Here is a 20,731-nt window from a genome sequence, read left to right on the forward strand (position 1 = left end):
GGTATAATGCCGTGATATCCATACTATTCGTTAACCGGAAAATTCAGGAAGATCATGCTCGATCCGAAACGTGTCCGTTCACAGACTGAAGAAATTGCCCGTCGGCTGGCTATCAAAAACTTCGAGTTTGACGTTGCCACCTTCGAACGCCTTGAGGAACGCCGTCGAGCCATTCAGGTTCGTGCGGAAACGCTGCAGAGCGAGCAGAACAAACGGTCGAAATCCATTGGTAAGGCCAAAGCGGCGGGTGAAGACATCAAACCGCTGCTGGAAGAGGTGGACAATCTCAAGCAGCAGAAGGCCGAAGCTGAGGAGGAGTTGCGCTCAGTACAGGAATCCCTGAACGCGTTTTTTGCCGGCATTCCCAATCTGCCGGATGAAGACGTTCCACCGGGCGCTAACGAAGACGACAACGTAGAGACCCGTGTATGGGGCACGCCGCGTAACTTTGATTTCGAACCCAGAGACCACGTTGCCCTGGGCGAGCAGCTCAAGGGTCTGGACTTCGAGAAGGCCACCCAACTGGCGCATTCCCGCTTTGCCGTCATGCGCGGCCAACTGGCGAAGCTGCATCGGGCACTGGCTCAGTTCATGCTCGACCTGCACACAGAAGAGCATGGCTATACCGAAGCCTATGTGCCGTACCTGGTCAATGCCAACGCGCTGTTCGGTACCGGCCAGCTACCCAAGTTTGAAGAGGATCTGTTCCGTACCGCCGGTGACAACCCGCTGTACCTGATCCCGACGGCCGAAGTACCGGCGACCAACCTGGTGGCCGACAGTATTCTGGAGGCCAGTGAAATGCCGCTGCGGATGGTTTGCCATACCCCCTGTTTCCGCAGCGAAGCGGGTTCCTACGGCCGGGATGTGCGTGGCATGATCCGGCAGCATCAGTTCGACAAGGTTGAACTGGTGCATGTTGTGCGCCCCGAGGACTCCACCGAGGCGCTTGAGCAGCTCACTGGCCATGCCGAGAAGGTGCTGCAGTTGCTGGAACTGCCGTATCGGGTGGTTACCCTGTGTGGCGGCGACATGGGCTTCTCCGCAGCGAAGACCTACGATCTGGAAGTGTGGCTGCCCGGGCAGGGTAAATACCGGGAAATTTCATCCTGCTCCAACACCCGTGATTTTCAGGCACGGCGTATGCAAGCACGTTGGCGCAACCCGGAAACCGGAAAGCCCGAGCCTGTTCATACTCTGAACGGATCGGGTCTGGCCGTTGGCCGTGCGATGATCGCGGTGATGGAGAACTACCAGCAGGAGGACGGCAGTATTCTGGTTCCGGACGTTCTCATATCCTATATGAAAGGCATTGATCGGATCCAATGAGCGAACCATTCACGGATGCACCAGGAAGGGGCGTCAAGGCAGGGCCTGCACCAGTTCGGTACAGGCCCAACCCGGTAACCGAAAACCCGAATAATTCTGCGGGCGAGGTCGCCCTGGTGGGCGCCGGCCCGGGTGATCCTGAACTTCTGACCCTCAAGGCCTGGCGCCTGATCCAGTCCGCCGATGTTATTCTCTACGATCGGCTGGTTTCCCCGGAAATACTTTCCCTGATCCCCGAAAACGTTGAGATGGTTCATGTCGGCAAGCAGCGCTCAAATCACACGTTGCCGCAGGATCAGATCAACCAGCGCTTGGTGGAGCTGGCCCGGGAGGGCCACAAAGTGGTGCGCCTCAAGGGTGGTGACCCGTTCATCTTCGGCCGCGGCGGCGAAGAGATTGAAACGCTGGCAGCTGCCGGTGTTCGCTTTCAGGTGGTTCCCGGCATAACCGCAGCGTCCGGCTGTGCGGCCTATGCGGGCATTCCGCTGACTCACCGGGACCACGCCCAGTCGGTGCGCTTTATTACCGGGCATTTGAAAAACGATACCTGCGATTTGCCCTGGTCAGACTTTGTGCAGAATAATCAGACACTGGTGTTCTACATGGGGTTGGTCGGTTTGCCGATTATCTGCCGGCAATTGATTGGTCATGGCATGACACCAGACATGCCGGTGGCGCTGGTGTCCAAGGGCACAACCGCCGACCAGAAAGTGGTGGTGGGCACGCTCAGTGATATTGTTGGCAAAGTGGAGAACAGTGGTGTTCAGGCGCCCACTCTGGTGATTATCGGTCACGTGGTCGGGCTCAGAAGTCGCCTGGACTGGCGGGGAGCTGTAGAGAGCGCCTGAGGGTGGAGAAGCAGGGCGGGCCCGCGTATCGGTCTCACGGGGCGCCGAAGCTGATCGGCTACCCCGTGAACCCTGTCAGCACGCTCAGGTGTTACGCTTGGGCAGCACGTCTTTGAGCTTTTCGCGCATATCCCGAATGGCTTTCTCGGTGGTTTCCCAGTCAATACAGGCATCGGTTACCGACACGCCGTATTTCAGGTCTGCCAGGTTTTCCGGGATGGACTGGTTACCCCAGTTGATGTGGCTTTCCACCATCAGGCTCTGGATAGACTGGTTGCCCTCCAGGATCTGATGGGTCACATCCTGCATGACCAGAGGCTGAATGGCCGGATCTTTGCTGGAATTGGCGTGGCTGCAATCCACCATGATCGACTTGCGCAGATTGGCTTTGTCCAGTGCCTGCTCGCACAGTGCAACACTCACGGAATCATAGTTCGGTTTGCCACCGCCACCGCGCAACACCACGTGGCCATAGTTGTTGCCCTTGGTGCGGATGATGGCCACCTTGCCTTGCTGGTCGATGCCCAGGAAGCTGTGGGGGTGAGAAACCGATTTCATGGCGTTAACGGCTACGTCCAGGCTGCCATCAGTGCCATTCTTGAAGCCAATGGCCATGGACAGGCCGCTGCTCATTTCCCGGTGGGTTTGAGACTCGGTGGTGCGGGCGCCAATGGCGGACCAGGCAATGGTGTCTTGCAGGTACTGGGGGGAGATCGGGTCAAGGGCCTCGGTGGCGGTTGGCAGGCCCATCTCGTTGATATCCAGCAGCAAGCGACGGCCAATGTGCAGGCCCTGTTCAATATCGAAGGTATCGTTCAGGTGTGGGTCGTTGATCAGGCCTTTCCAGCCAACGGTGGTGCGCGGTTTCTCGAAATATACCCGCATCACCAGCAGCAGGGTATCGCTGACTTCGTCGGCGAGTTTTTTCAGCCGGGCAGCGTAATCGCGGGCTGCCTCCACATCGTGGATAGAGCAGGGGCCAACCACGATAAACAGGCGGTGGTCTTTGCCATCCATGATGTCGTAAATGGCCTGGCGGCCAGAGGCTACGGTTTCGGCAGCTTCATCTGACAGCGGCATTTCGTTCTTCAGCGCTTCAGGAGTGATCAGTGGTTCCTGGCTGGCCACGTTCAGGTTTTCCAGTTTCTTGCCCGACATCTTGTTGTGCTTCCCCGAATCAGATCGTTACATCACCGGGTAACGCTGTCATTATGGGCCCGGTGTTTAATAATTAACGCGAATGGTGCCGGTCTGCAGTTGCTGTAAACCCCGGCGAGTTGGTTATACTGCGTTATTTGAAGACCCTTTTCAACGCTTCCAGTCAACAGGTAACGGATGTCGCCGCCAGCCAGGAAACCACAAGCAGACTCTTCCCCCCGAAAGGTGGTTTCAGAGAGGATTACGCAGGTTCTTTCGGGTATCCGGGTGCCGGATTTACCCTATCCGGCCGGAAAATCGTCACCTGAGTCCAATGCCGATTGGCGCCCGCTGTTGTTTTCCTGTTGGACCGAACAACGGGACGAGCGGGTAACGGACGTTCTGCGGTCGGTGCAGATCGAATGGACCGTGCGCCAGGTCAATGCAGCCTATCTGTCTGACCGGATAATGGACGTGTTCCTGAAAACCAGTGGTTTGCATCGTGCCCTGGTCAGTCGTATTGCCAGATTACGGTTCTGGCTGGCGTGGCAGCTCGATACCCGCGGAACCAATGTGTTCAGCGACGTTGTTCTTGACTGGTTGGACAACCTGCAGGAGTGGCGGGGGTGGAGTGATACCGGGGGGCGATCATCCAGGGTGTTGCTGGACCAATTGGACAGCCTGGTTATCGCGGTGTCCGGCAGCTTTGAAAGTGGCCAGCCCGAGCTGGTGGAGAGCTATTGTAAACAATGGCTTGATGACCGGGAGAAAGGTGAGCACCAGGTCAGCCGGTTGCGTGAACGTCTTCTTGAGACCGAGCGTGGTGCTTCGCGGCAGCGTCTTGCCGACCAGGTTTCCCGCGCGCTGATCGGCAGGGCACTGACAGGGCGTGAGTTACCGGTGGTCATCAGTCGATTCATCATCGAAGACTGGTACAAGGTTCTCAAACAGAGCGTCTGGTCCGAGGGCACAGACAGTGAGCTGTATCGACACGCCAACAAACTGCTCGAGTGGTTGGTATGGCTTGGTGATCCTGCACTGTCGGACAGAGACCGGAACCGGCTTTACCATGTAGGCGAGCAGATAGGAGACCGGATACAGGATGTGTGGACCCGGGCACTCGGCCAGGGGTTACCGGAGAACGCTTTGGCGGATATTCAGACGGTTATCGTAGCGCGTATCCGCGGCGAGGTGCCGGAGCTCAAGCCTGCCCTGGGTAGCGGCACCAGTCTGACCTGGGACAGCCGTTGGCTATCGCTGGCTTCGGTAGACCCGCAACAGGCCGAGGGCTTTATCGGCCGCTGGTTTGTCGAAGGTGAGGGCGCCGCTGAGCAAAGGCGTTATTTGTTCGCGCTGCTCGAAGATAGTGGGGAAGTGCTCTGGACCAACGGCGCCGGCGTCAAGCTCGGCCTGCAGGACTGGGCGCTGTTCCTGGCAGATCTTGAAGCCGACACCCTGCGGCCCTTACCGGCTCCGACACCGTTTGGTGAGGTGCTCTCGGAAACCGTGAATCTGTTGTTCAAGGTGTGCGAGAAACAGCAGAAACAACGTGAAGAGGCGGCTCGGGAAGCGAGGGCTCGGGCAGAGGCACTGCGAAAGGAGAAGGAAGCCGCCGAGCGCGCAAGAAAGGCCGAAGAAGAGGCAAAACAGGCAGCCCTGGAGCAACAGAGGGCCGAAGTGGAACGGCAGCGCCAGGAAGATGAGAAAGCGGAGCACGAACGTCTCCAGAAAGAACGTGAGCTGGCGGCGGCCAAACAGGTGGATAGTATTGGTTTGGGAGGCTGGATTGTACTGGCCGCCCAGAAGGATGATGAGGAACCGACCAGGCTGAAACTGGCGGTCAAGATTTCTGCATCCCGGAAGTTCGTGTTCGTGGACCGTCTGGGGCTTAATCGCCGTGAGTTTCTACACGATGAGCTGGTATCCGGGGTTGTATCAGGCCGCATCCGGATATTGGGGAGTGCAGCAGAGTTCGACGACACCCTGAGCCGGGTTGTTGGCCGGATCCGTGTTGGCCGTAACTGAGGATGGCTTATGGTTGATGATAACTACGAGTTCGGAAGCTCCCAGGGGTTACCCGGTGGGCAGGACAATCGCGAGGAATATCGTTTAACCGCCAGGGCTCGGGCATGGCTGTGGCTTGAGTCACCTGAACCGGATGTTGAGGTACAGGATGCCGTTCCTCTTGAATGCCAAATTCGCGATATTTCGGCGAGGGGCCTGAGCCTTGTCTCGTCGGAGCCGTTGGTGCTTAACTCGTTGCTGATGGCGGAGATCAGTCTTGGGCACAAAACGCAGCGGTTTCGGTTAATGGTGGAGGTTGTGTGGTGCCGTGAAACGGGCCAGGAATACCTGATGGGTGTCCAGATTCTGGAATCGGATGAGACGGATTATCTGGAATGGATGGATGCGGTTGCCACAGCCCTTGCTGAGAGTTGAACAAATAAGCCGGCATGGAGCCGGCTTATTTGATGACTTCACAGGATGACAATCAGGATTCCAGTTCGCTCATCCCGGTGATGTTAAAGCCGCCATCCACGTAGAGAATCTCACCAGTAATACCAGAGGCAAGATCGGACGACATGAACGCTGCGGCGTTACCGACTTCTTCAGTGGTGACGTTGCGGCGCAGGGGAGCCTGCTTGGCGTTCTCGGCCAGCATTCGGCGGAAACTCTTGATGCCGGAAGCAGCCAGAGTCTTGATCGGGCCTGCGGAAATACCGTTTACCCGAATACCTTCCCGGCCAAGGCTGGCGGCCATGTAGCGCACGTTGGCTTCCAGTGAGGCCTTGGCAAGCCCCATGACGTTGTAGTTCTGCAGAACCCTTTCCGCACCGAGATAGCTCAAGGTCAGCAGGCTGCTGCCCTCATGCATCATCTTGCGAGCGCCCTTGGCCAGTGCGACAAAGCTGTAGGAGCTGATGTCGTGGGCGATACGGAAACCGTCACGGGTGGTCACATCCACATAGTTACCGTCGAGTTCATGCGCTGGCGCGTAACCAACAGCGTGAATAATGATGTCGATGTTATCCCAGTGTTTGTTGAGCTCGGTGAACACAGCGTCAATCTGCTCGTCACTGGCCACATCGCAGGGGAACGTCAGCTGACTGCCCCACTGATCCGCGAATTTCTCAACCCGGGACTGAAGCTTTTCGTTCTGGTAAGTGAAGGCCAGTTCAGCGCCTTCACGGGCGAATGCCTCGGCGATGCCGTAGGCGATGGAATGTTTGCTGGCTACACCAACAATCAGTGCTTTCTTGCCACTGAGGATTCCCATGGGTATCTGCTCCCTGTGTTCCTTGGTTTCAGCGCATTATCCCCGACATGCGTCGGCGGGCGTAACGGTCAATTGGTCGTAGGCTGATAAAAGAAAGCCGCGGTCAGCAGTTCCCGGGTGTAGTCCTGTTTCGGTGCCCGGAAAATAGCCTCTGCGGCCCCGTACTCCACTATCTGGCCGTTCTTCAGCACCAGCAATTTGTGGCTGAGTGCCCGAACGACAGCCAGATCATGACTGATAAAGATGTAGCTTAGCTTATATCTGGCCTGAATTTCCCGTAAAAGCTCAATCACTTGCTTCTGGACGGTCCGGTCCAGGGCGGAGGTAGGCTCATCGAGAATGATCAGTTCCGGCTGCAACACCAGTGCCCGGGCAATGGCAATGCGTTGTCGCTGCCCGCCGGAAAATTCGTGGGGGTAACGGTGCCTGGCGTCTGGGTCCAGCCCCACATCCTTCAGTGCCTGAATCACTCTGGCGTCGTGTTGCTCGGCATCGTTGGTGTCGTGTATCTCTAGCCCTTCACGGACAATTTCAGCCACCGACATCCGGGGGCTCAGACTACCGAAAGGGTCCTGGAAGACAATCTGTACCCGCTTGCGCCAGGGCCGGAACTGCTTTTGGGACAGTGGCCCAAGCTCGGTGCCCGCCAACCGGATACTCCCGGTGCTGGCGGTTAACTTCAGTAGCGCATGTCCGATGGTGGTTTTGCCGCTGCCGCTTTCACCGACAATGCCCAGTGTCTCGCCTGGTTGCAGGGCAAAACTCACGTTCTGAACCGCGTGGAAACTCTCCTTGACCCTGCCCAGCAGGTTCTTGCGAATGGGGAACCGAACATTCAGTCCCGTGACTTCCATCAGCGTTTTACCACCATAAGTCGGCGGCAGGGGGTTTTCTGGTGGTTCCGCATCAATGAGCTTCCGGGTATAGGGGTGCGCGGGGGCGGCGAACAGTTGCTCGGTGGCGGCTTCCTCGACGCATTTGCCCCGTTCCATAACCACCACTCTATCCGCATAGCGGCGCACAATGCTCAGGTCGTGGGTGATCATCAGGATGGCCATACCGAGCTTCTGTTTTAGCGATTCCAGCAACTCCAGCACTTGTTTCTGTACAGTCACATCCAGCGCCGTGGTGGGTTCGTCGGCGATTAGCAGATCCGGTTCGTTGGCCAGGGCCATGGCGATCATGATCCTCTGTTTCTGGCCACCGGACAGCTGGTGTGGGTAGCTGTTCAGGCGCCGCTCTGGCTCGGGAATGCCCACCAGGTCGAGCAGTTCAATACAACGCTTTCGGGCCTGGGGGCCACGCATGCCCTTGTGTAGCTCCAGAGTTTCGGTGATCTGCTTTTCAACCGTGTGTAAGGGGTTGAGCGAGGTCATGGGCTCCTGGAAGATCATGCTGATCTCCCGGCCGCGGATTTGCCTCAACCTGCTATCGTTTGCGCCCAGCAAGTCTTCGCCACGATACAGAATCTTGCCAGAAGGATAACGGGCGTGCCGGGCATCCAGTAACCTGAGAACAGACAGGGCCGACACCGATTTGCCAGAGCCGCTTTCGCCCACCAGCGCCAGGGTTTCGCCGAGACCAACCCGCAGCGACAGGCTGTCTACGACCAACGGGCCGTTATCAAAGTGGATGGACAGATCCGAGATGGTCAGGAGGTCGCTCATATCAGTTCTTTCTCGGGTCAAAGGCATCGCGCACTGCTTCGCCTACAAATACCAGCAGCGTCAGCATCACCGACAGGGACACAAAGGCAGAAATGCCCAGCCAGGGGGCATGGAGGTTGGCCTTACCCTGGGCGATCAGCTCCCCCAGGGACGGTGAACCGGACGGCAGGCCAAAGCCCAGGAAATCCAGCGAGGTAAGCCCGGTAATCGCGCCAGTCAGGATAAACGGCAGAAAGGTGAGGGTGGCCACCATGGCGTTCGGCAGAATGTGCCGGAACATAATATGCCGGTTACCCAACCCGAGCGCCCGGGCCGCTTTTACGTATTCGAAGTTTCTCGCCCGCAGGAATTCGGCACGAACCACATCCACCAGCCCCATCCAGCTGAACAGCAACATAATGCCCAGCAACCACCAGAAGTTGGGCTGGACAATGGCGGAGAGGATAATCAGCAAGTACAGCATTGGCAGGCCGGACCAGATCTCAATAAAGCGCTGGCCGAACAGGTCCACCTTGCCGCCGTAAAAGCCCTGAATGGCACCGACGATCACGCCGACAATGCAGCTGGCGATGGTCAAGGTCAGACCAAAAACCACGGAAATCCGGAAGCCGTAGATGACCCGGGCAGCCACGTCCCGGCCCTGGTCGTCTGTACCCAGCCAGTGTTCGGCGCTGGGTGGTGCGGGCGAGGGTACGCTCAGTTCATAGTTGATGGTGTTGTAGCTGAATTTGATCGGCGGCCAGAGGATCCAGCCGTTGGCCTCTATTTCGTCCCGGATGAAGCGATCCCGGTAGTCGGTTTCTGTGGGCAGAAAGCCGCCAAAGGTTTCCTCGGGCACCATCTGGACTACCGGGAAATAGACATCGCCCTGATAGGAGACCACCAGTGGCTTGTCGTTGGCGATTAGCTCTGCCACCAGGGAAAGACCGAACAGGGCCAGGAAAAGCCACAGTGACCAGAAACCACGGCGATTATTCCTGAAATTCCGCAGCCGGCGCTGTTGGATGGGCGTCAGTCGGGGCATGGTTATGCGCCCTCCCGGCTTTCAAAATCGATGCGCGGGTCTACCAGCACATAGGTGATGTCGCTGATCAGTTTCAGAATCAAACCCATCAGGGTGAAGATGTAGAGAGTGCCGAAAATCACCGGGTAATCCCGGTTCAGGGCCGCCTCAAAGCCGAGCAGGCCAAGGCCGTCCAGGGAGAAAATCACTTCAATCAGCAAGGACCCGGTAAAGAACAGGGACACCAGAACACCCGGCATGCTGGCGATCACAATCAGCATGGCGTTGCGGAACACATGGCCATACAGCACTTGTTTTTCTTCCAGACCCTTGGCCCGGGCCGTCACCACGTATTGTTTGCCGATCTCATCCAGGAATGAGTTCTTGGTCAGCAGGGTGAGGGTGGCAAAGCCGCCAATCACATTGGCGGTCACCGGCAAGGCAAGGTGCCAGAAGTAATCAGCGATCTTCTGGTACCAGTTGAGCTCATCGAAATTCGGCGAGGTGAGGCCCCGGAGGGGGAACCAGTCGAAATAGCTGCCGCCGGCAAACAACACGATCAACAGAATAGCAAACAGGAAGCCGGGAATGGCATAGCCAACCACGATGGCAGAGCTTGTCCAGACATCGAATCGGGAGCCGTCAGACACGGCTTTGCGAATGCCCAGGGGGATGGAAATCAGGTAAATGATCAGGGTGGACCAGAGCCCCAGGGAAATGGAAACCGGCATCTTGTCGATGATCAGCTCAACGACGGTACGGTCCCGGAAAAAGGATTCGCCGAAATTGAACGTGGCGTAATCCTTGAGCATCTTCAGGAAGCGTTCATGGGCGGGTTTGTCGAAACCGTACATCACCTCGATTTCTTTCAGCAATTCCGGTGGCAGGCCTCGGGAACCCCGGCTGTCGCCGGAGCTGGTGACGACTTCACCACCGGTATCTCCACCGCCCGCCCGTGCCAGGGCACTGCTGCCGTGGCCTTCCATCTGGGCAATAAGCTGGTCAACCGGGCCGCCCGGTGCAGCCTGAACAATGATGAAATTGAGTAGCATAATCCCCACCAGCGTGGGGATGATCAGTGCTAGCCGCCGGAGAATGTAGATGCCCATTTAGGGGAGGAATCCTTTCGTTACAGCGTTGGTGACAGTCGGCGGATCAGCGGTTGATCCACCAGTTGTTCAGGTCGATACCATTTTTCGGTGTGACCTCAGGTCGCTGTAAATGGTTCCAGTAGGCTACCCGGTCTTTGGTCAGGTGCCAGTGCGGAATTACATAGTGGCTGTGCAGAAGCACCCGGTCGAGCGCTCGAACACGGTGCACCAGCTGTTCCCGGTCCGGCGCCTGGATGACCATGTCGACCAGTTGGTCTACCACGGGATCATTAACGCCCATGAAATTCCGGGAGCCGGATACCTCTGCGGTACTGGAGTGCCAGTATTCCCGTTGCTCGTTACCCGGGGAGTCTGATTGCGGCAGCACCTGGGTGATCATGTCGAAGTCAAAGCTGCGCACCCGTTGAATGTATTGGTTGCTGTCAACAAGGCGCACGGTGACGTCTATGCCCAGGCGTTCCAGGTTGCGGGTAAAGGGCAGCACCACCCGCTCAAAACTCTTCTGGAACAGCAGCACTTCAAAGCTCAGTTGCTTGCCGGTTTCCTCATGCACCATTTTGCCGCCACGGATGCTGTAGCCGGCCTCGTTCAGCAGTTCCATGGCCGCCCGCAGATTGTCTCGCATGGACCGGCTGTCGCTGGTGTCCGGTGGGGTGTACTCGCGGGTAAAGACCTCCGGGTTCAGCTGATCCCGGAAGCGTTCCAGGATGTCCAGTTCAGGGCCTTCAGGTAGGCCGGATGAGGCCAGTTCACTGTTTTCAAAATAGCTGTTGGTCCGGGTGTACTGGTCAAAGAACAGGTTACGGTTAGCCCACTGGAAGTCAAAGCCGTAAGCCAGGGCCTGGCGGACCTTCGGGTCACGGAATACCGGCTTTCGGGTGTTGAAGACAAAACCCTGCATACCGCTTGGGCGTTGATGAGGGATGGCCTCGCGAACGATTCGGCCATCTTCGAAACGCCGGCCGGTGTAGGCGGTTGCCCAGTTCTTTGCGGAGGTTTCCTGGCGGAAGTCGAAGTTGCCTGCTTTGAAGGCTTCCAGCGCTACCGTGTCATCGTTGTAGTATTCGTACTGGATGCGCTGGAAATTGAAACGTCCTACACGTACAGGCAGGTCTTTTGCCCAGTAGTCTTCAACCAACTCATAGGTAACAGAGCGCCCAGCATCGAACGAACCAATGCGGTAGGGCCCACTGCCCACTGGAACGTCCAGACCGTTTCGACCAAACTCCCGCTCTTCCCAGTAATGGGCCGGGAGAATAGGCATTTGCCCCAGGATCAGAGGCAGCTCACGGTTATCGGTTTCGCCGAAATCGAATCGGATACGATGACTGTTCTCGATCGTGACCTTGCGCACATCCGCGTAGTAGTTGCGGTAGAAGGGGTGCCCTTCAGTGGTCAGGATACGGTGCGAGAACTCGACGTCTTTGGCGGTGATCGGGGTGCCGTCCTGAAATTTGGCCTCTTCCCGCAAATTAAAGATCACATATCGGCGGTCCTCGGGAAACTCCACGCTCTCGGCAATTAAGCCATACTCGGAGAACGGCTCGTCCGAGGACGATTCCATCAGGGTGTCGTAGACGTAGGTGCTGACGCCGGCGGCCGCCACGCCGCGAATCACAAACGGGTTGAAGCTATCGAACCCGTTGGATACCACGGACAGCTTCAGGGAGCCGCCTTTGGGCGCCTCGGGGTTGACGTAATCGAAGTGGCTGAAGCCTTCCGGGTATTTCAACTCACCATGCATGGCGATCCCATGAACGGGCGCTGGCCCGTTTTCATGGTGATCGTCAGCAGCGGAAAAAAGCGGAGTGGCCATCAAGGCCAGGGATGTGATCAGTCCAGACAGGGTCAGGTGAGGTGCTTTCCGTGTTTTTGTCATGGTTCTCGCACGTTATGGGCTGTTTCTTATGTCCACGTAGAGTACCAGACTTTGGCCGGGTTGCAGATAACGGTTGGTATTAAGATCGTTCCATGATGCGATATCCCGCACATTCACCGAGAAGCGGCTTGCAATGGCAGACAGCGAGTCACCCTGGCGCACACGATATCCCACCTTGCGAACCATGGCGCTGTCCCGCTGGCTACTGGCAACATTCTTGGTGGGTTGTGCGGTTTTAGACCAGATCACCAGTTGTTTGCCCGGGATCAGTGGGTCGCCCGGCGCCATACCGTTCCAGGCCGCCACTTCCCGTACCGAAACCCGGTGTTCCCGGGCAATGTCCCAGAAGGTATCGCCACGGCGGACCGTGTAGTTAACCTTGTTGCCATCCCGTTGCCGCTCCTGGGTGCGTTGCAGGCGCTGGCTCTGGCTCAGCGCATAGGTCTCCGAACCCTTGGTGGCCGAGGGAATCAGCAGCTGCTGGCCGATGCGGATGAGATCGCTGTTCAGCTTGTTAACCTGCTGGATGACGGAAGGTGTTGTCGAAAACTTTCGGGCGATGGTGTTCAGGCTATCGCCTTTCTGCACCCGGTAATTCTGCCAGGACACCCGCTGCTCGGTCGGGAAATCGGCAAGCGCTGTACGGAAGCCCTCGGCTTTCTCGACCGGAACCAGCAGCCGGTGAGGGCCATCCGGATTGGTGGCCCAGCGGTTATAGGAGGGGTTGAGCAAATAGATTTCATTGATTTCGACGCCAGCAAGTTCTGCGGCCTGAGCGATATCCAGTTGCGAGCCAGTATCAACCACCTCGAAAAACGGTTCGTTCTTAAGGGCAGGCAACTCGATGCCATAGGCTTCTGGGTCGTCAAAGATCTTGGCCAGCGCAATCAGCTTGGGTACGTAGTGCCGGGTCTCGGTGGGTAGGCTCAGCGACCAGTAGTCTGTGGACTTACCGGCGTTGCGGTTACGGCGAATGGAGCTGGATACTGTGCCGCCACCCGCGTTGTAGGCAGCCAGGGCCAGGGTGTAGTCGCCATCAAAGCGGTTGGCCAGGCGGTCAAGGTACGTAAGGGCTGCATCGGTTGCCGCAATGACATCCCGGCGGTCATCGTGCCACCAGCTTTGAGTCAACCCGAAATACTTGCCGGTCGACGGGATGAACTGCCACAAACCCGCAGCCCGCCCGTGTGAATAGGCGAAGGGGTCAAAGGCACTTTCAACAATGGGCAGCAGTGCGAGTTCGTTGGGTAGACCACGTTTTTCGGTTTCTTCCAGGATGTGGTAGAGGTATCGGGAGCCACGTTCAACAACCCGGTCAATGTAGCGGGGGTGGCGGGCATACCAGTCCAGCTGTGCCTGAACCCGGGCGTTGTCAACGGAGTGGTCCATCTGGAATCCGGCCCGAAGCCGGTCCCATAAATCGGATTCCGAAGTGGCAACGTCCTGGCTGCTACGGGGGTTATCCAGTTTCTCCCGCGCTTCCCTGGCTTGCTTGCGCAGTTCGGGGGCGATGGCGTCGTCCAGCGGTGCGTCGCTGGCCTGATCACCGTTTCCGGACGCAACCGATTTCTTAAGGCCCTCGTCGCCCTGCGCAACAACGACTTCGTCAGAATCCAGGGGGTTGTTGCTGTCTGCGGTGTTGTTGTCTTCGCCAAACCAGGCTGACGGTGTGTGCCAGTTTTCAAGAACCTGACTGGTGCTGCAACCTGAGAGGAGGGTGCTGGCAATCAGCACATAAGACAATCGTTTCACCGACATAAACACAGCTTCCGGGTATTGGCCGGGTATGGACAGAAACCCGGCACATTAATGAGTTACGGTAACAAACAGGCTTGGATTCTATGGGAGCCCTTTTCCGGGGGTCAATACGGCTGATGTTACGGCTGTGAGAAGAAATGTTAAGAACTCAACCATTAACAGCTCAGAAATGGTCCTTGCCGTGTCGAATGGCCGCGAACACCGCATCCGCTGAATCGCATGGCAAACCCTGCCTTGCAGCATATTGCCGGGCACTTTCGATCACTTCCGGCTGGTCCCAGCGCATAAACGGGTTCAGGTTTTTTTCTGCGCCAATACTGGAGGGTACGGTCGGCTCACCACGGTTCCTCCTGGCCTGACAGTCCTGCTCAAACTGCTCGAGGGCTTTGTCGTCTGGCAACCAGCTGCGGGCAAACCTGAGATTGGCCAGGGTGTATTCGTGTGCACAGTAAACCCCGGTCTGATCGGGCAGGGCGCGCAACGACTCGAGAGACTGTCGCATCTGCTCGGGTTTGCCCTCGAACAGCCTCCCGCAGCCGCAAACGAAGAGCGTGTCGCCGCAGAACAGCACAGGGCGATCATTAATCTCAGTTTCCGAGTAGTAGGCAACATGGTCGAGAGTGTGGCCCGGTACCGCCATGACCTCGAAGGTCAGGCCTTGCCAGACCACTTCGTCACCGGGATGGATCGGGTTGGTGGTGCCCTTGAAGGGGGAATCCTCCGGGCCCGTTATGCGAACATCCGGAAAGGTCTTTGCCAGGCTGGCGATGCCGCCGGTGTGGTCGGGGTGGTGGTGGGTGACCAGTATGGTATCCAGAACCAGCTGCTGACTTTCCAGGTAGTCTTCCACTGGCTGGGCCTGCCCAGGGTCTACCACCAGCGCTTTGCCGGATGACCGGTCGCAGAGGCACCAGATATAGTTGTCGGAAAACGCAGGAATGGCCTGGATATCGAACATGCATGACCCCATGTGCTCTTTGGATGTGGCTGTTATGATAGTCCAACGCCGTTTCTATCCCAAGGGTCGTTCGTGAGCCGGGAACAAAAGGCGGTGCAGGGGAATCCGGTTAATGCAGAGATTCAGATTGGGCGCCTCAGGGGCGGTGGACTACTCACAAAGGCATGAGAGTTTCGAGCGCTGGTTCCAGACTCCGCTTGGCAGATCGTTGCTGGCCAGCCAGCGCCGGGTACTTGATCATGCATTCGAAGGCCTGGCCGGGGCCCGGCAACTGCAGGTGGGGCTAAGCCACAGGCTGCCGCTTGCCAGCGGCGCCGATTTCGTCCAGAAAATCATCACCACGCCTGGCTGGCACCCGCAGATGCCGGATGGTGTAGCAGTGTGTGATGCTGACGAACTGCCGTTTCCAGGGGACTCCATGGATCTGGTGATACTGCACCACACAGCGGATTTCTCCCCGGATCCCCACGAGGTATTACGGGAATCGGCCCGGGTGTTGAGGGGCGAGGGGCGTATTGCGCTGATTGGATTCAATCCACTGAGCCTTTGGGGTGTCAGGCGTCTGCTTTCAAGACATCATCAAGGGCCCTGGGGAGGGCGCTTCCTGATGCGTTCACGGATGGAGGATTGGCTCCAGCTGCTCGGCTTTGAGCTTGAGACTTCCTGCACCCATTTTTGCACCCTGCCGGTTCAGAGAAAGGAAGGCTACACCACCAGGAATCACCGTACCCTGAATGAGAACGGTCATTTCCTGCCGGTCGGCGCGTATTACTGTATCCTTGCCCGCAAGCGTGTGTACGCCCCCATCCGCAGGCGGGCGCCCTGGCGCAAGAGCAAAGTGATCTCGATGCCCGGCACGGTGGGTGCCTCGCGGGGGTGTTCAAGCCAGAGCGCTGGCGCGACAGAGAATCAATGAATAATTGGGAGAGTAAATGGCTGGCAAGGTGGTGATGTACACCGATGGTGCCTGTAAAGGCAATCCTGGTCCCGGTGGGTGGGGTGTGGTTTTGCGATACGGAGATGCCTGCAAGACCCTGCATGGTGGTGAGCGCCAGACCACGAACAACCGTATGGAGCTTATGGCCGCTATTCGCGGTTTGAGGGCCCTGAACCGTGCATGTGAGGTTGAGCTGTATACAGACTCCCAGTATGTCCGCAAGGGCATCACGGAATGGATGGCGGGCTGGAAGCGAAACGGCTGGAAGAATTCGGCGAAGAAGCCAGTCAAGAACGCCGACTTATGGCAAGAGTTGGACACCGAAACGGCACGACATAAGGTGAACTGGCACTGGGTCAAGGGCCATTCCGGTAACCCCGACAACGAGCTTGCGGATGAACTGGCCAACCGTGGCGTTGACGAACTGACCAGCGCCTGACGCGGCCTGTGGCGTGGGCGACGACGGAAACAGAGAGCACAGAGACATGAGACAGATCGTACTGGATACCGAAACCACGGGTATCGACCCGAACGACGGCCACCGCATTATCGAGATTGGCTGCGTTGAAGTCATTGAACGTGAGCTGACGGGCCGTAATTACCACGTCTACATCAATCCAGAACGGGAGGTTGAGGCCGAAGCTATCACCGTTCACGGCATCACCAATGAGTTTCTGACCGACAAACCCAGGTTCGCCGAAATTGCCGACGAATTTTTCGAGTTTATCAAGGGTGCGGAGCTGGTTATACATAACGCGGCTTTTGACGTCGGCTTCATGGACGCCGAGTTCGCGCGCCTCAAGCCGGTCCGGAAAACCGCTGACCACTGCGGCATCGTCGACTCGCTGGCCATCGCCCGGGCCAAGCATCCGGGTCAGAAGAACAACCTGGATGCCCTGTGCAAACGCTACGGAGTAGATAACAGTAACCGGGAACTGCACGGCGCGTTGCTGGATGCGGAGATTCTGGCTGACGTTTATTTGTTGATGACCGGCGGGCAAACAGCGTTATCCCTGGATGCCGGGGCTGGCGATGATGGAACTGCCGGTGGCATCCGCCGCCTGACTGGCAACCGACCGGCTTTGGCTGTGATCCGTGCTGATGACGCCGAGGCCTCGGCCCATGAAGAATTTCTGGCGATGATGGAGAAGCAGGCCGGCCACACCGTCTGGAGCAAATTACAGCAATCGGAATGAGAACCACGTCAGGGTGTACCATTTGTTACATTCCGCCTTTCTTGAGGTACTTGAGTTTTATGTTATAAGTAATGATAAGTTCGCCAGTTTTCTGCGAGCTGAATGTTGGCCGGCAGGGTGCATGGCCCATAACAAACGCCGGCCCCATGTCCCCGGCATTAGTTCACGAACAGGATGCGGTAGTCTCCGCAAAGTAACAGGAAGCGTTTATGGTTCAATCGTCTCTGGCGACGAAATCGCAGTCGTTTGATTTGGTCAAAAGCGAAATCGAACAGACCATCAAACAGGCAGAATCCAGCCTTGAGCGCTTTCAGGAAAATCGTGAGAGTGGGGAAGACCTGCAGAACTGTGTTGATTATCTCAATCAGTTGCGGGGCATCTTCATTCTGGTGGAATTGCGTGGTGGAACCCTGCTGTGTCAGGAGGCAGTAAACCTGGCCAACGACGTGCCCGTTGGCGCCAATGACGACAAGAACATTCTGCTGACGACCCTCAACAGCGCCCTGTTTATCTTGCGTCGCTACGTTGAATATTACCACCAGCAACGGGAAGACCATCCGGAATTGCTGCTGCCGGTGATCAATGATCTGCGCGAGGCGCGGCGCGAGAAACCCTATCCCGAATCCTGTTTCTTTGATGTGGATGTGAAAGAGCGTCCGGATTTCTGCTCCGGGCTCTCGCTTCAGCCGCTTGAAGGCGGCGATGCCGAATACGAAATTCTCGCCAGGCGTATGCGCCTGACCCTCCAGGTCGCTCTCCTTGGCATTCTTCGTGAGCGTAATGAGGTGGTCAGCAAAAAGCTGGTGGCCAGAGCTTCCCGTGGCTTTGCCAGACTTTGCCAGGGCGCGCCAATGGGCCAGATGTGGTGCTTGCTGTCTGTGGTTGCAGACACCATGCTGGACCGGGCCATGGGCTTCAATAAAGCCCGCAAACGTCTGCTTATGCGAATAGAGAAGTATGCCCGCGAAGTGGTGTACGTTGGCAAAGTGGCCACCACCAAAGATGCCCCTGACTCGGTCATCAAAGACCTTGTCTACCTTTTGTACCGCAGCGGGTCCGCTAATCCCGAGGTGGCGAGCGTTCTTTCCGCATACCGGCTGGCGCCCTCTGAGTTTCCCGATGCTATCCTTGAAGCCCACTCGCGCCGGCTTTACGGCCCGGGTTCGGATGTACTGAAATCCTTGTCGGAAGCGCTGCAGGAAGAGCTCAATCAGCTGAAGGATAAGCTGGACATCATCGAACGGGGTATTGAGCCAGACCTGGCCGAGCTGGCGTCCATCGCTGACGCCCTCGAGCGCCTGGCGAACACCCTGGTGATGCTCGATCTCAATCGCCTGGCCGGTATTGCCCGTGAGGAAGCGACGAAACTCCGTCAGTGGGAGGAGGAGAAGCGCCTGCCGGCAGAGGACGAACTCTATCGCCTGGCCGATTCGGTGCTGGGGGTGGAGGATGCCGTCATGCAGATCGTCATTCGAGGTATTACCTCGGAGACCGATGCGTTGGCAGGCAGTGAACGCAAGCGGGACGAGTCCGTCTACCTGCAGGAAGCCATCTGGGTGGTTGCAGACGAGGCGCGTAGCGCCCTGACCCTGGCCAAGCGTGCTATTACCGCGTTTATCGAATCCGACTACGACAAGTTGCACCTGGCCAACCTGCCGGGCACCCTGCGCAGTATCTGGGGTGGTTTGCAGATGGTGAACGACCCCCAGGCTGCCAGTGTCATTGCGCGGGTAGCGGCATCCATTCAGGAGCAGCTACTGGATGCGAGGGAAGCGCCGGCACCTCAGGTGCTTGAAGCGCTGGCGGACGCGCTTACGTCGCTGGAGTACTACATTGAAAGCATTGGCCGCCGCGAAGAGAGCAACAGCGACCTGCTGAAACTGGCGGAATCGTCGTTGGGCGACGTCGGGCTGTAATAACGGCTTCGGTGTCGTTGAAGCGACCAAAAAAAACCTGCGACTTGCGCAGGTTTTTTTATGGCCTGTTAAGCGGGGCTTAGCCCATCTTGAACAGTTCACCCAGCTTGGTTGCCAGCATCATGTCGCCTTCGGCGCGCAGCTGACCAGCCATGAATGCCTGCATGCCGTCGGTTTCGCCGGAAACGATACCCTGCAGGGTGTCGGAGTTCATGATCAGGGTAACGGAAGGATCGTCGTTCGCGCCTTCGTGCAGCTTGCAAGTGCCGTCGTTGATCACCAGGTGGTAGGTTTTGTCATCTTCGATGTCGAACTGGAACACCAGATCCAGGCCTTGTGCCGCGTCTGCGTTGAAATTCTGTTCGAGTTTTTCAAATACCTGAGCTACAGACATTGTTTTACCCTTTTGAGTGGTTGTCTTGTCATGGTGACGGCTTGGAATCCCTGGCCTCAGAAGCCTGTTTGATAGCCCGGGTAGCGCCGACCTCGCCATCCGACTTTATGGTTAGAACACGGTTGTGTCAAGCTTGATCGAACGCTTGTTTTAATTTTCTTTTGGACTTATCACGCCCCCTGTGAGGGGGTACACTCATGGCTTTGCAACGACGTCTGGAGACTGCATTTTGGAATTTCTGACCGAATACGGACTTTTCCTCGCTAAAGTGGTGACCTTCGTGGTGGCCGCCATCATTCTGGCCTCGGTGATTTTCTCCGCCACCCAGCGGGACCGGAGTGATCATGAAGGAGAGGGCGAGCTCAAAATTCGCAAACTGAACGACCAGTACCGGAAACTGAAAGAATCCATCCAGTCCCGGTTGATGTCAGACGCCGAACACAAGGCCTGGCAGAAACAAAAGAAAAAAGAAGAGAAAGCCGAGAAAAAATCGGCCAAACAGGATAAAACCGCTGAGGAAGAAAAGGCCTCCAAACCACGCATCTATGTCATCGACTTCGATGGCGACATCAAAGCCAGCGATACCGACACGCTCAGGCGGTCGGTCTCTGCGGTGCTCAGTGTCGCCAACCCGGAGACAGACGAGGTGGTGGTTCGCCTGGAAAGCGGTGGCGGCCTCGTGCACGCCTATGGTCTGGCAGCCGCACAGCTTGACCGGATTCGCAGTAAAGGGGTTCCCCTGACGGCCTGCGTAGACAAGGTGGCGGCCAGCGGTGGTTACATGATGGCTTGCGTTGCCGACAAGATCATTGCGTCGCCCTTTGCAGTTCTGGGTTCGATTGGTGTGGTTGCCCAGCTGCCGAACTTCCATCGTTTCCTGCAGAAGAACGATGTGGATTTTGAAGTGCTGACCGCCGGTGAGCACAAGCGCACACTGACCGTGTTTGGAGAGAACACCGAAAAGGGCCGGCAGAAATTTCTCGCGGACCTTGAAGATACCCACGGCCTGTTCAAGGAATACGTCAGCGAGCGGCGCCCTGCGCTGGATATCCAGGCGGTGGCCAATGGCGACATCTGGTTTGGCAAGCGTGCCCTTGAGGTCAAGCTCATTGACGATATCAAGACGTCGGACGAATACCTGATAGAGGCCTGCGATCGGGGTGAGGTGGTCTCGGTGTCATTCCAGCGTAAGAGAACCCTGCCGGAACGGCTTGGCCTGGCCACCAGTGCGGCGCTTGAGCATACCGTTTGGCGGGTGCTCAGTGCTTTCCGTAATCAGAAAATTCAGTAAGTCAGGGTCGGGCGCAGAGAGTTTAACGC

General features: G+C 57.3%; 18 protein-coding genes. 9 read left to right on the forward strand and 9 right to left on the reverse strand.

The genetic code is table 11. The features are described from left to right. The first annotated feature begins 54 nt into the window (after positions 1 to 54). Both serS and cobA read left to right on the forward strand, forming a co-directional pair. Positions 55 to 1,329 carry a serine--tRNA ligase gene (gene serS / locus QUE75_RS09675; protein WP_286255473.1) on the forward strand — a complete coding sequence of 425 codons (1,275 nt, stop codon included), beginning with the start codon at positions 55 to 57 and terminating at the stop codon, positions 1,327 to 1,329. After that, the gene (gene cobA / locus QUE75_RS09680; RefSeq protein ID WP_286255475.1) at positions 1,326 to 2,177 is read left to right on the forward strand and encodes a uroporphyrinogen-III C-methyltransferase; all 852 of its coding nucleotides are present in this window, start codon (positions 1,326 to 1,328) and stop codon (positions 2,175 to 2,177) included. The genes serS and cobA overlap by 4 nt, the downstream gene beginning before the upstream one ends. Positions 2,178 to 2,261: 84 nt before the next feature. On the opposite strand, the gene QUE75_RS09685 is transcribed toward cobA, so the two are convergent. After that, a complete protein-coding gene (locus QUE75_RS09685; RefSeq protein ID WP_138435573.1) occupies positions 2,262 to 3,335 on the reverse strand; it encodes a 3-deoxy-7-phosphoheptulonate synthase in 1,074 nt (357 codons plus the stop codon). Positions 3,336 to 3,602: 267 nt separating this feature from the next. Between QUE75_RS09685 and QUE75_RS09690 the strand changes: the two genes are divergently transcribed. Together QUE75_RS09690 and QUE75_RS09695 are read left to right on the forward strand one after the other, a co-directional pair. Beyond that, positions 3,603 to 5,339, forward strand: coding sequence for a DUF1631 family protein (locus QUE75_RS09690; RefSeq protein ID WP_286255478.1), 1,737 nt, complete (start codon positions 3,603 to 3,605; stop codon positions 5,337 to 5,339). 9 nt (positions 5,340 to 5,348) lie between these two features. Continuing rightward, positions 5,349 to 5,753, forward strand: a complete 405-nt coding sequence (locus tag QUE75_RS09695) for a PilZ domain-containing protein (RefSeq protein WP_061331156.1) — start codon at positions 5,349 to 5,351, stop codon at positions 5,751 to 5,753. Between the two features lie 52 nt (positions 5,754 to 5,805). Here QUE75_RS09695 and QUE75_RS09700 read toward each other — a convergent pair whose 3' ends face one another. From QUE75_RS09700 to gloB, 7 genes are all read right to left on the reverse strand, one after another. After that, positions 5,806 to 6,591, reverse strand: coding sequence for an enoyl-ACP reductase FabI (locus QUE75_RS09700; RefSeq protein ID WP_061331157.1), 786 nt, complete (start codon positions 6,589 to 6,591; stop codon positions 5,806 to 5,808). 68 nt (positions 6,592 to 6,659) lie between these two features. Beyond that, positions 6,660 to 8,258 (reverse strand): ABC transporter ATP-binding protein, encoded by a 1,599-nt coding sequence (locus tag QUE75_RS09705; protein ID WP_286255480.1) that lies wholly within the window; start codon positions 8,256 to 8,258, stop codon positions 6,660 to 6,662. 1 nt (position 8,259) lies between these two features. Then, positions 8,260 to 9,282 (reverse strand): ABC transporter permease, encoded by a 1,023-nt coding sequence (locus tag QUE75_RS09710; protein WP_058089731.1) that lies wholly within the window; start codon positions 9,280 to 9,282, stop codon positions 8,260 to 8,262. A 2-nt stretch (positions 9,283 to 9,284) separates the two neighbouring features. Continuing rightward, entirely contained in the window at positions 9,285 to 10,370 is a 1,086-nt protein-coding gene (locus QUE75_RS09715) for a microcin C ABC transporter permease YejB (RefSeq protein ID WP_138435570.1), read from the reverse strand. A gap of 46 nt (positions 10,371 to 10,416) precedes the next feature. Further along, positions 10,417 to 12,252, reverse strand: coding sequence for an extracellular solute-binding protein (locus tag QUE75_RS09720; RefSeq protein ID WP_286255485.1), 1,836 nt, complete (start codon positions 12,250 to 12,252; stop codon positions 10,417 to 10,419). A 12-nt stretch (positions 12,253 to 12,264) separates the two neighbouring features. Next, positions 12,265 to 14,010 carry a LysM peptidoglycan-binding domain-containing protein gene (locus tag QUE75_RS09725; protein WP_106695712.1) on the reverse strand — a complete coding sequence of 582 codons (1,746 nt, stop codon included), beginning with the start codon at positions 14,008 to 14,010 and terminating at the stop codon, positions 12,265 to 12,267. A gap of 163 nt (positions 14,011 to 14,173) precedes the next feature. Further along, on the reverse strand, positions 14,174 to 14,968 hold the full coding sequence (gloB, locus tag QUE75_RS09730; RefSeq protein ID WP_286255489.1) for a hydroxyacylglutathione hydrolase: 795 nt from the start codon (positions 14,966 to 14,968) through the stop codon (positions 14,174 to 14,176). Between the two features lie 112 nt (positions 14,969 to 15,080). Between gloB and QUE75_RS09735 the strand changes: the two genes are divergently transcribed. The 4 genes from QUE75_RS09735 (at position 15,081) to QUE75_RS09750 (ending at position 19,017) form a co-directional block, all read left to right on the forward strand. Beyond that, complete coding sequence (locus tag QUE75_RS09735) at positions 15,081 to 15,884, forward strand: class I SAM-dependent methyltransferase (RefSeq protein ID WP_061332822.1); 804 nt, start codon at positions 15,081 to 15,083, stop codon at positions 15,882 to 15,884. A gap of 16 nt (positions 15,885 to 15,900) precedes the next feature. Next, entirely contained in the window at positions 15,901 to 16,344 is a 444-nt protein-coding gene (gene rnhA / locus QUE75_RS09740) for a ribonuclease HI (RefSeq protein WP_061332824.1), read from the forward strand. Positions 16,345 to 16,390: 46 nt separating this feature from the next. Further along, positions 16,391 to 17,101 (forward strand): DNA polymerase III subunit epsilon, encoded by a 711-nt coding sequence (gene dnaQ / locus QUE75_RS09745; RefSeq protein ID WP_106695714.1) that lies wholly within the window; start codon positions 16,391 to 16,393, stop codon positions 17,099 to 17,101. A 209-nt stretch (positions 17,102 to 17,310) separates the two neighbouring features. After that, positions 17,311 to 19,017, forward strand: coding sequence for a hypothetical protein (locus tag QUE75_RS09750; RefSeq protein ID WP_061332828.1), 1,707 nt, complete (start codon positions 17,311 to 17,313; stop codon positions 19,015 to 19,017). Between the two features lie 79 nt (positions 19,018 to 19,096). Here QUE75_RS09750 and QUE75_RS09755 read toward each other — a convergent pair whose 3' ends face one another. Continuing rightward, positions 19,097 to 19,411 (reverse strand): SCP2 sterol-binding domain-containing protein, encoded by a 315-nt coding sequence (locus QUE75_RS09755; RefSeq protein WP_061332831.1) that lies wholly within the window; start codon positions 19,409 to 19,411, stop codon positions 19,097 to 19,099. Between the two features lie 229 nt (positions 19,412 to 19,640). On the opposite strand from QUE75_RS09755, the gene sohB reads away from it, so the two are divergent. After that, positions 19,641 to 20,702 (forward strand): protease SohB, encoded by a 1,062-nt coding sequence (gene sohB / locus QUE75_RS09760; protein WP_106695716.1) that lies wholly within the window; start codon positions 19,641 to 19,643, stop codon positions 20,700 to 20,702. The last annotated feature ends 29 nt before the right edge of the window (positions 20,703 to 20,731 follow it).

Origin of the sequence: Marinobacter shengliensis (genome assembly GCF_030297115.1) — a bacterium.
Lineage (GTDB): Bacteria > Pseudomonadota > Gammaproteobacteria > Pseudomonadales > Oleiphilaceae > Marinobacter > Marinobacter shengliensis.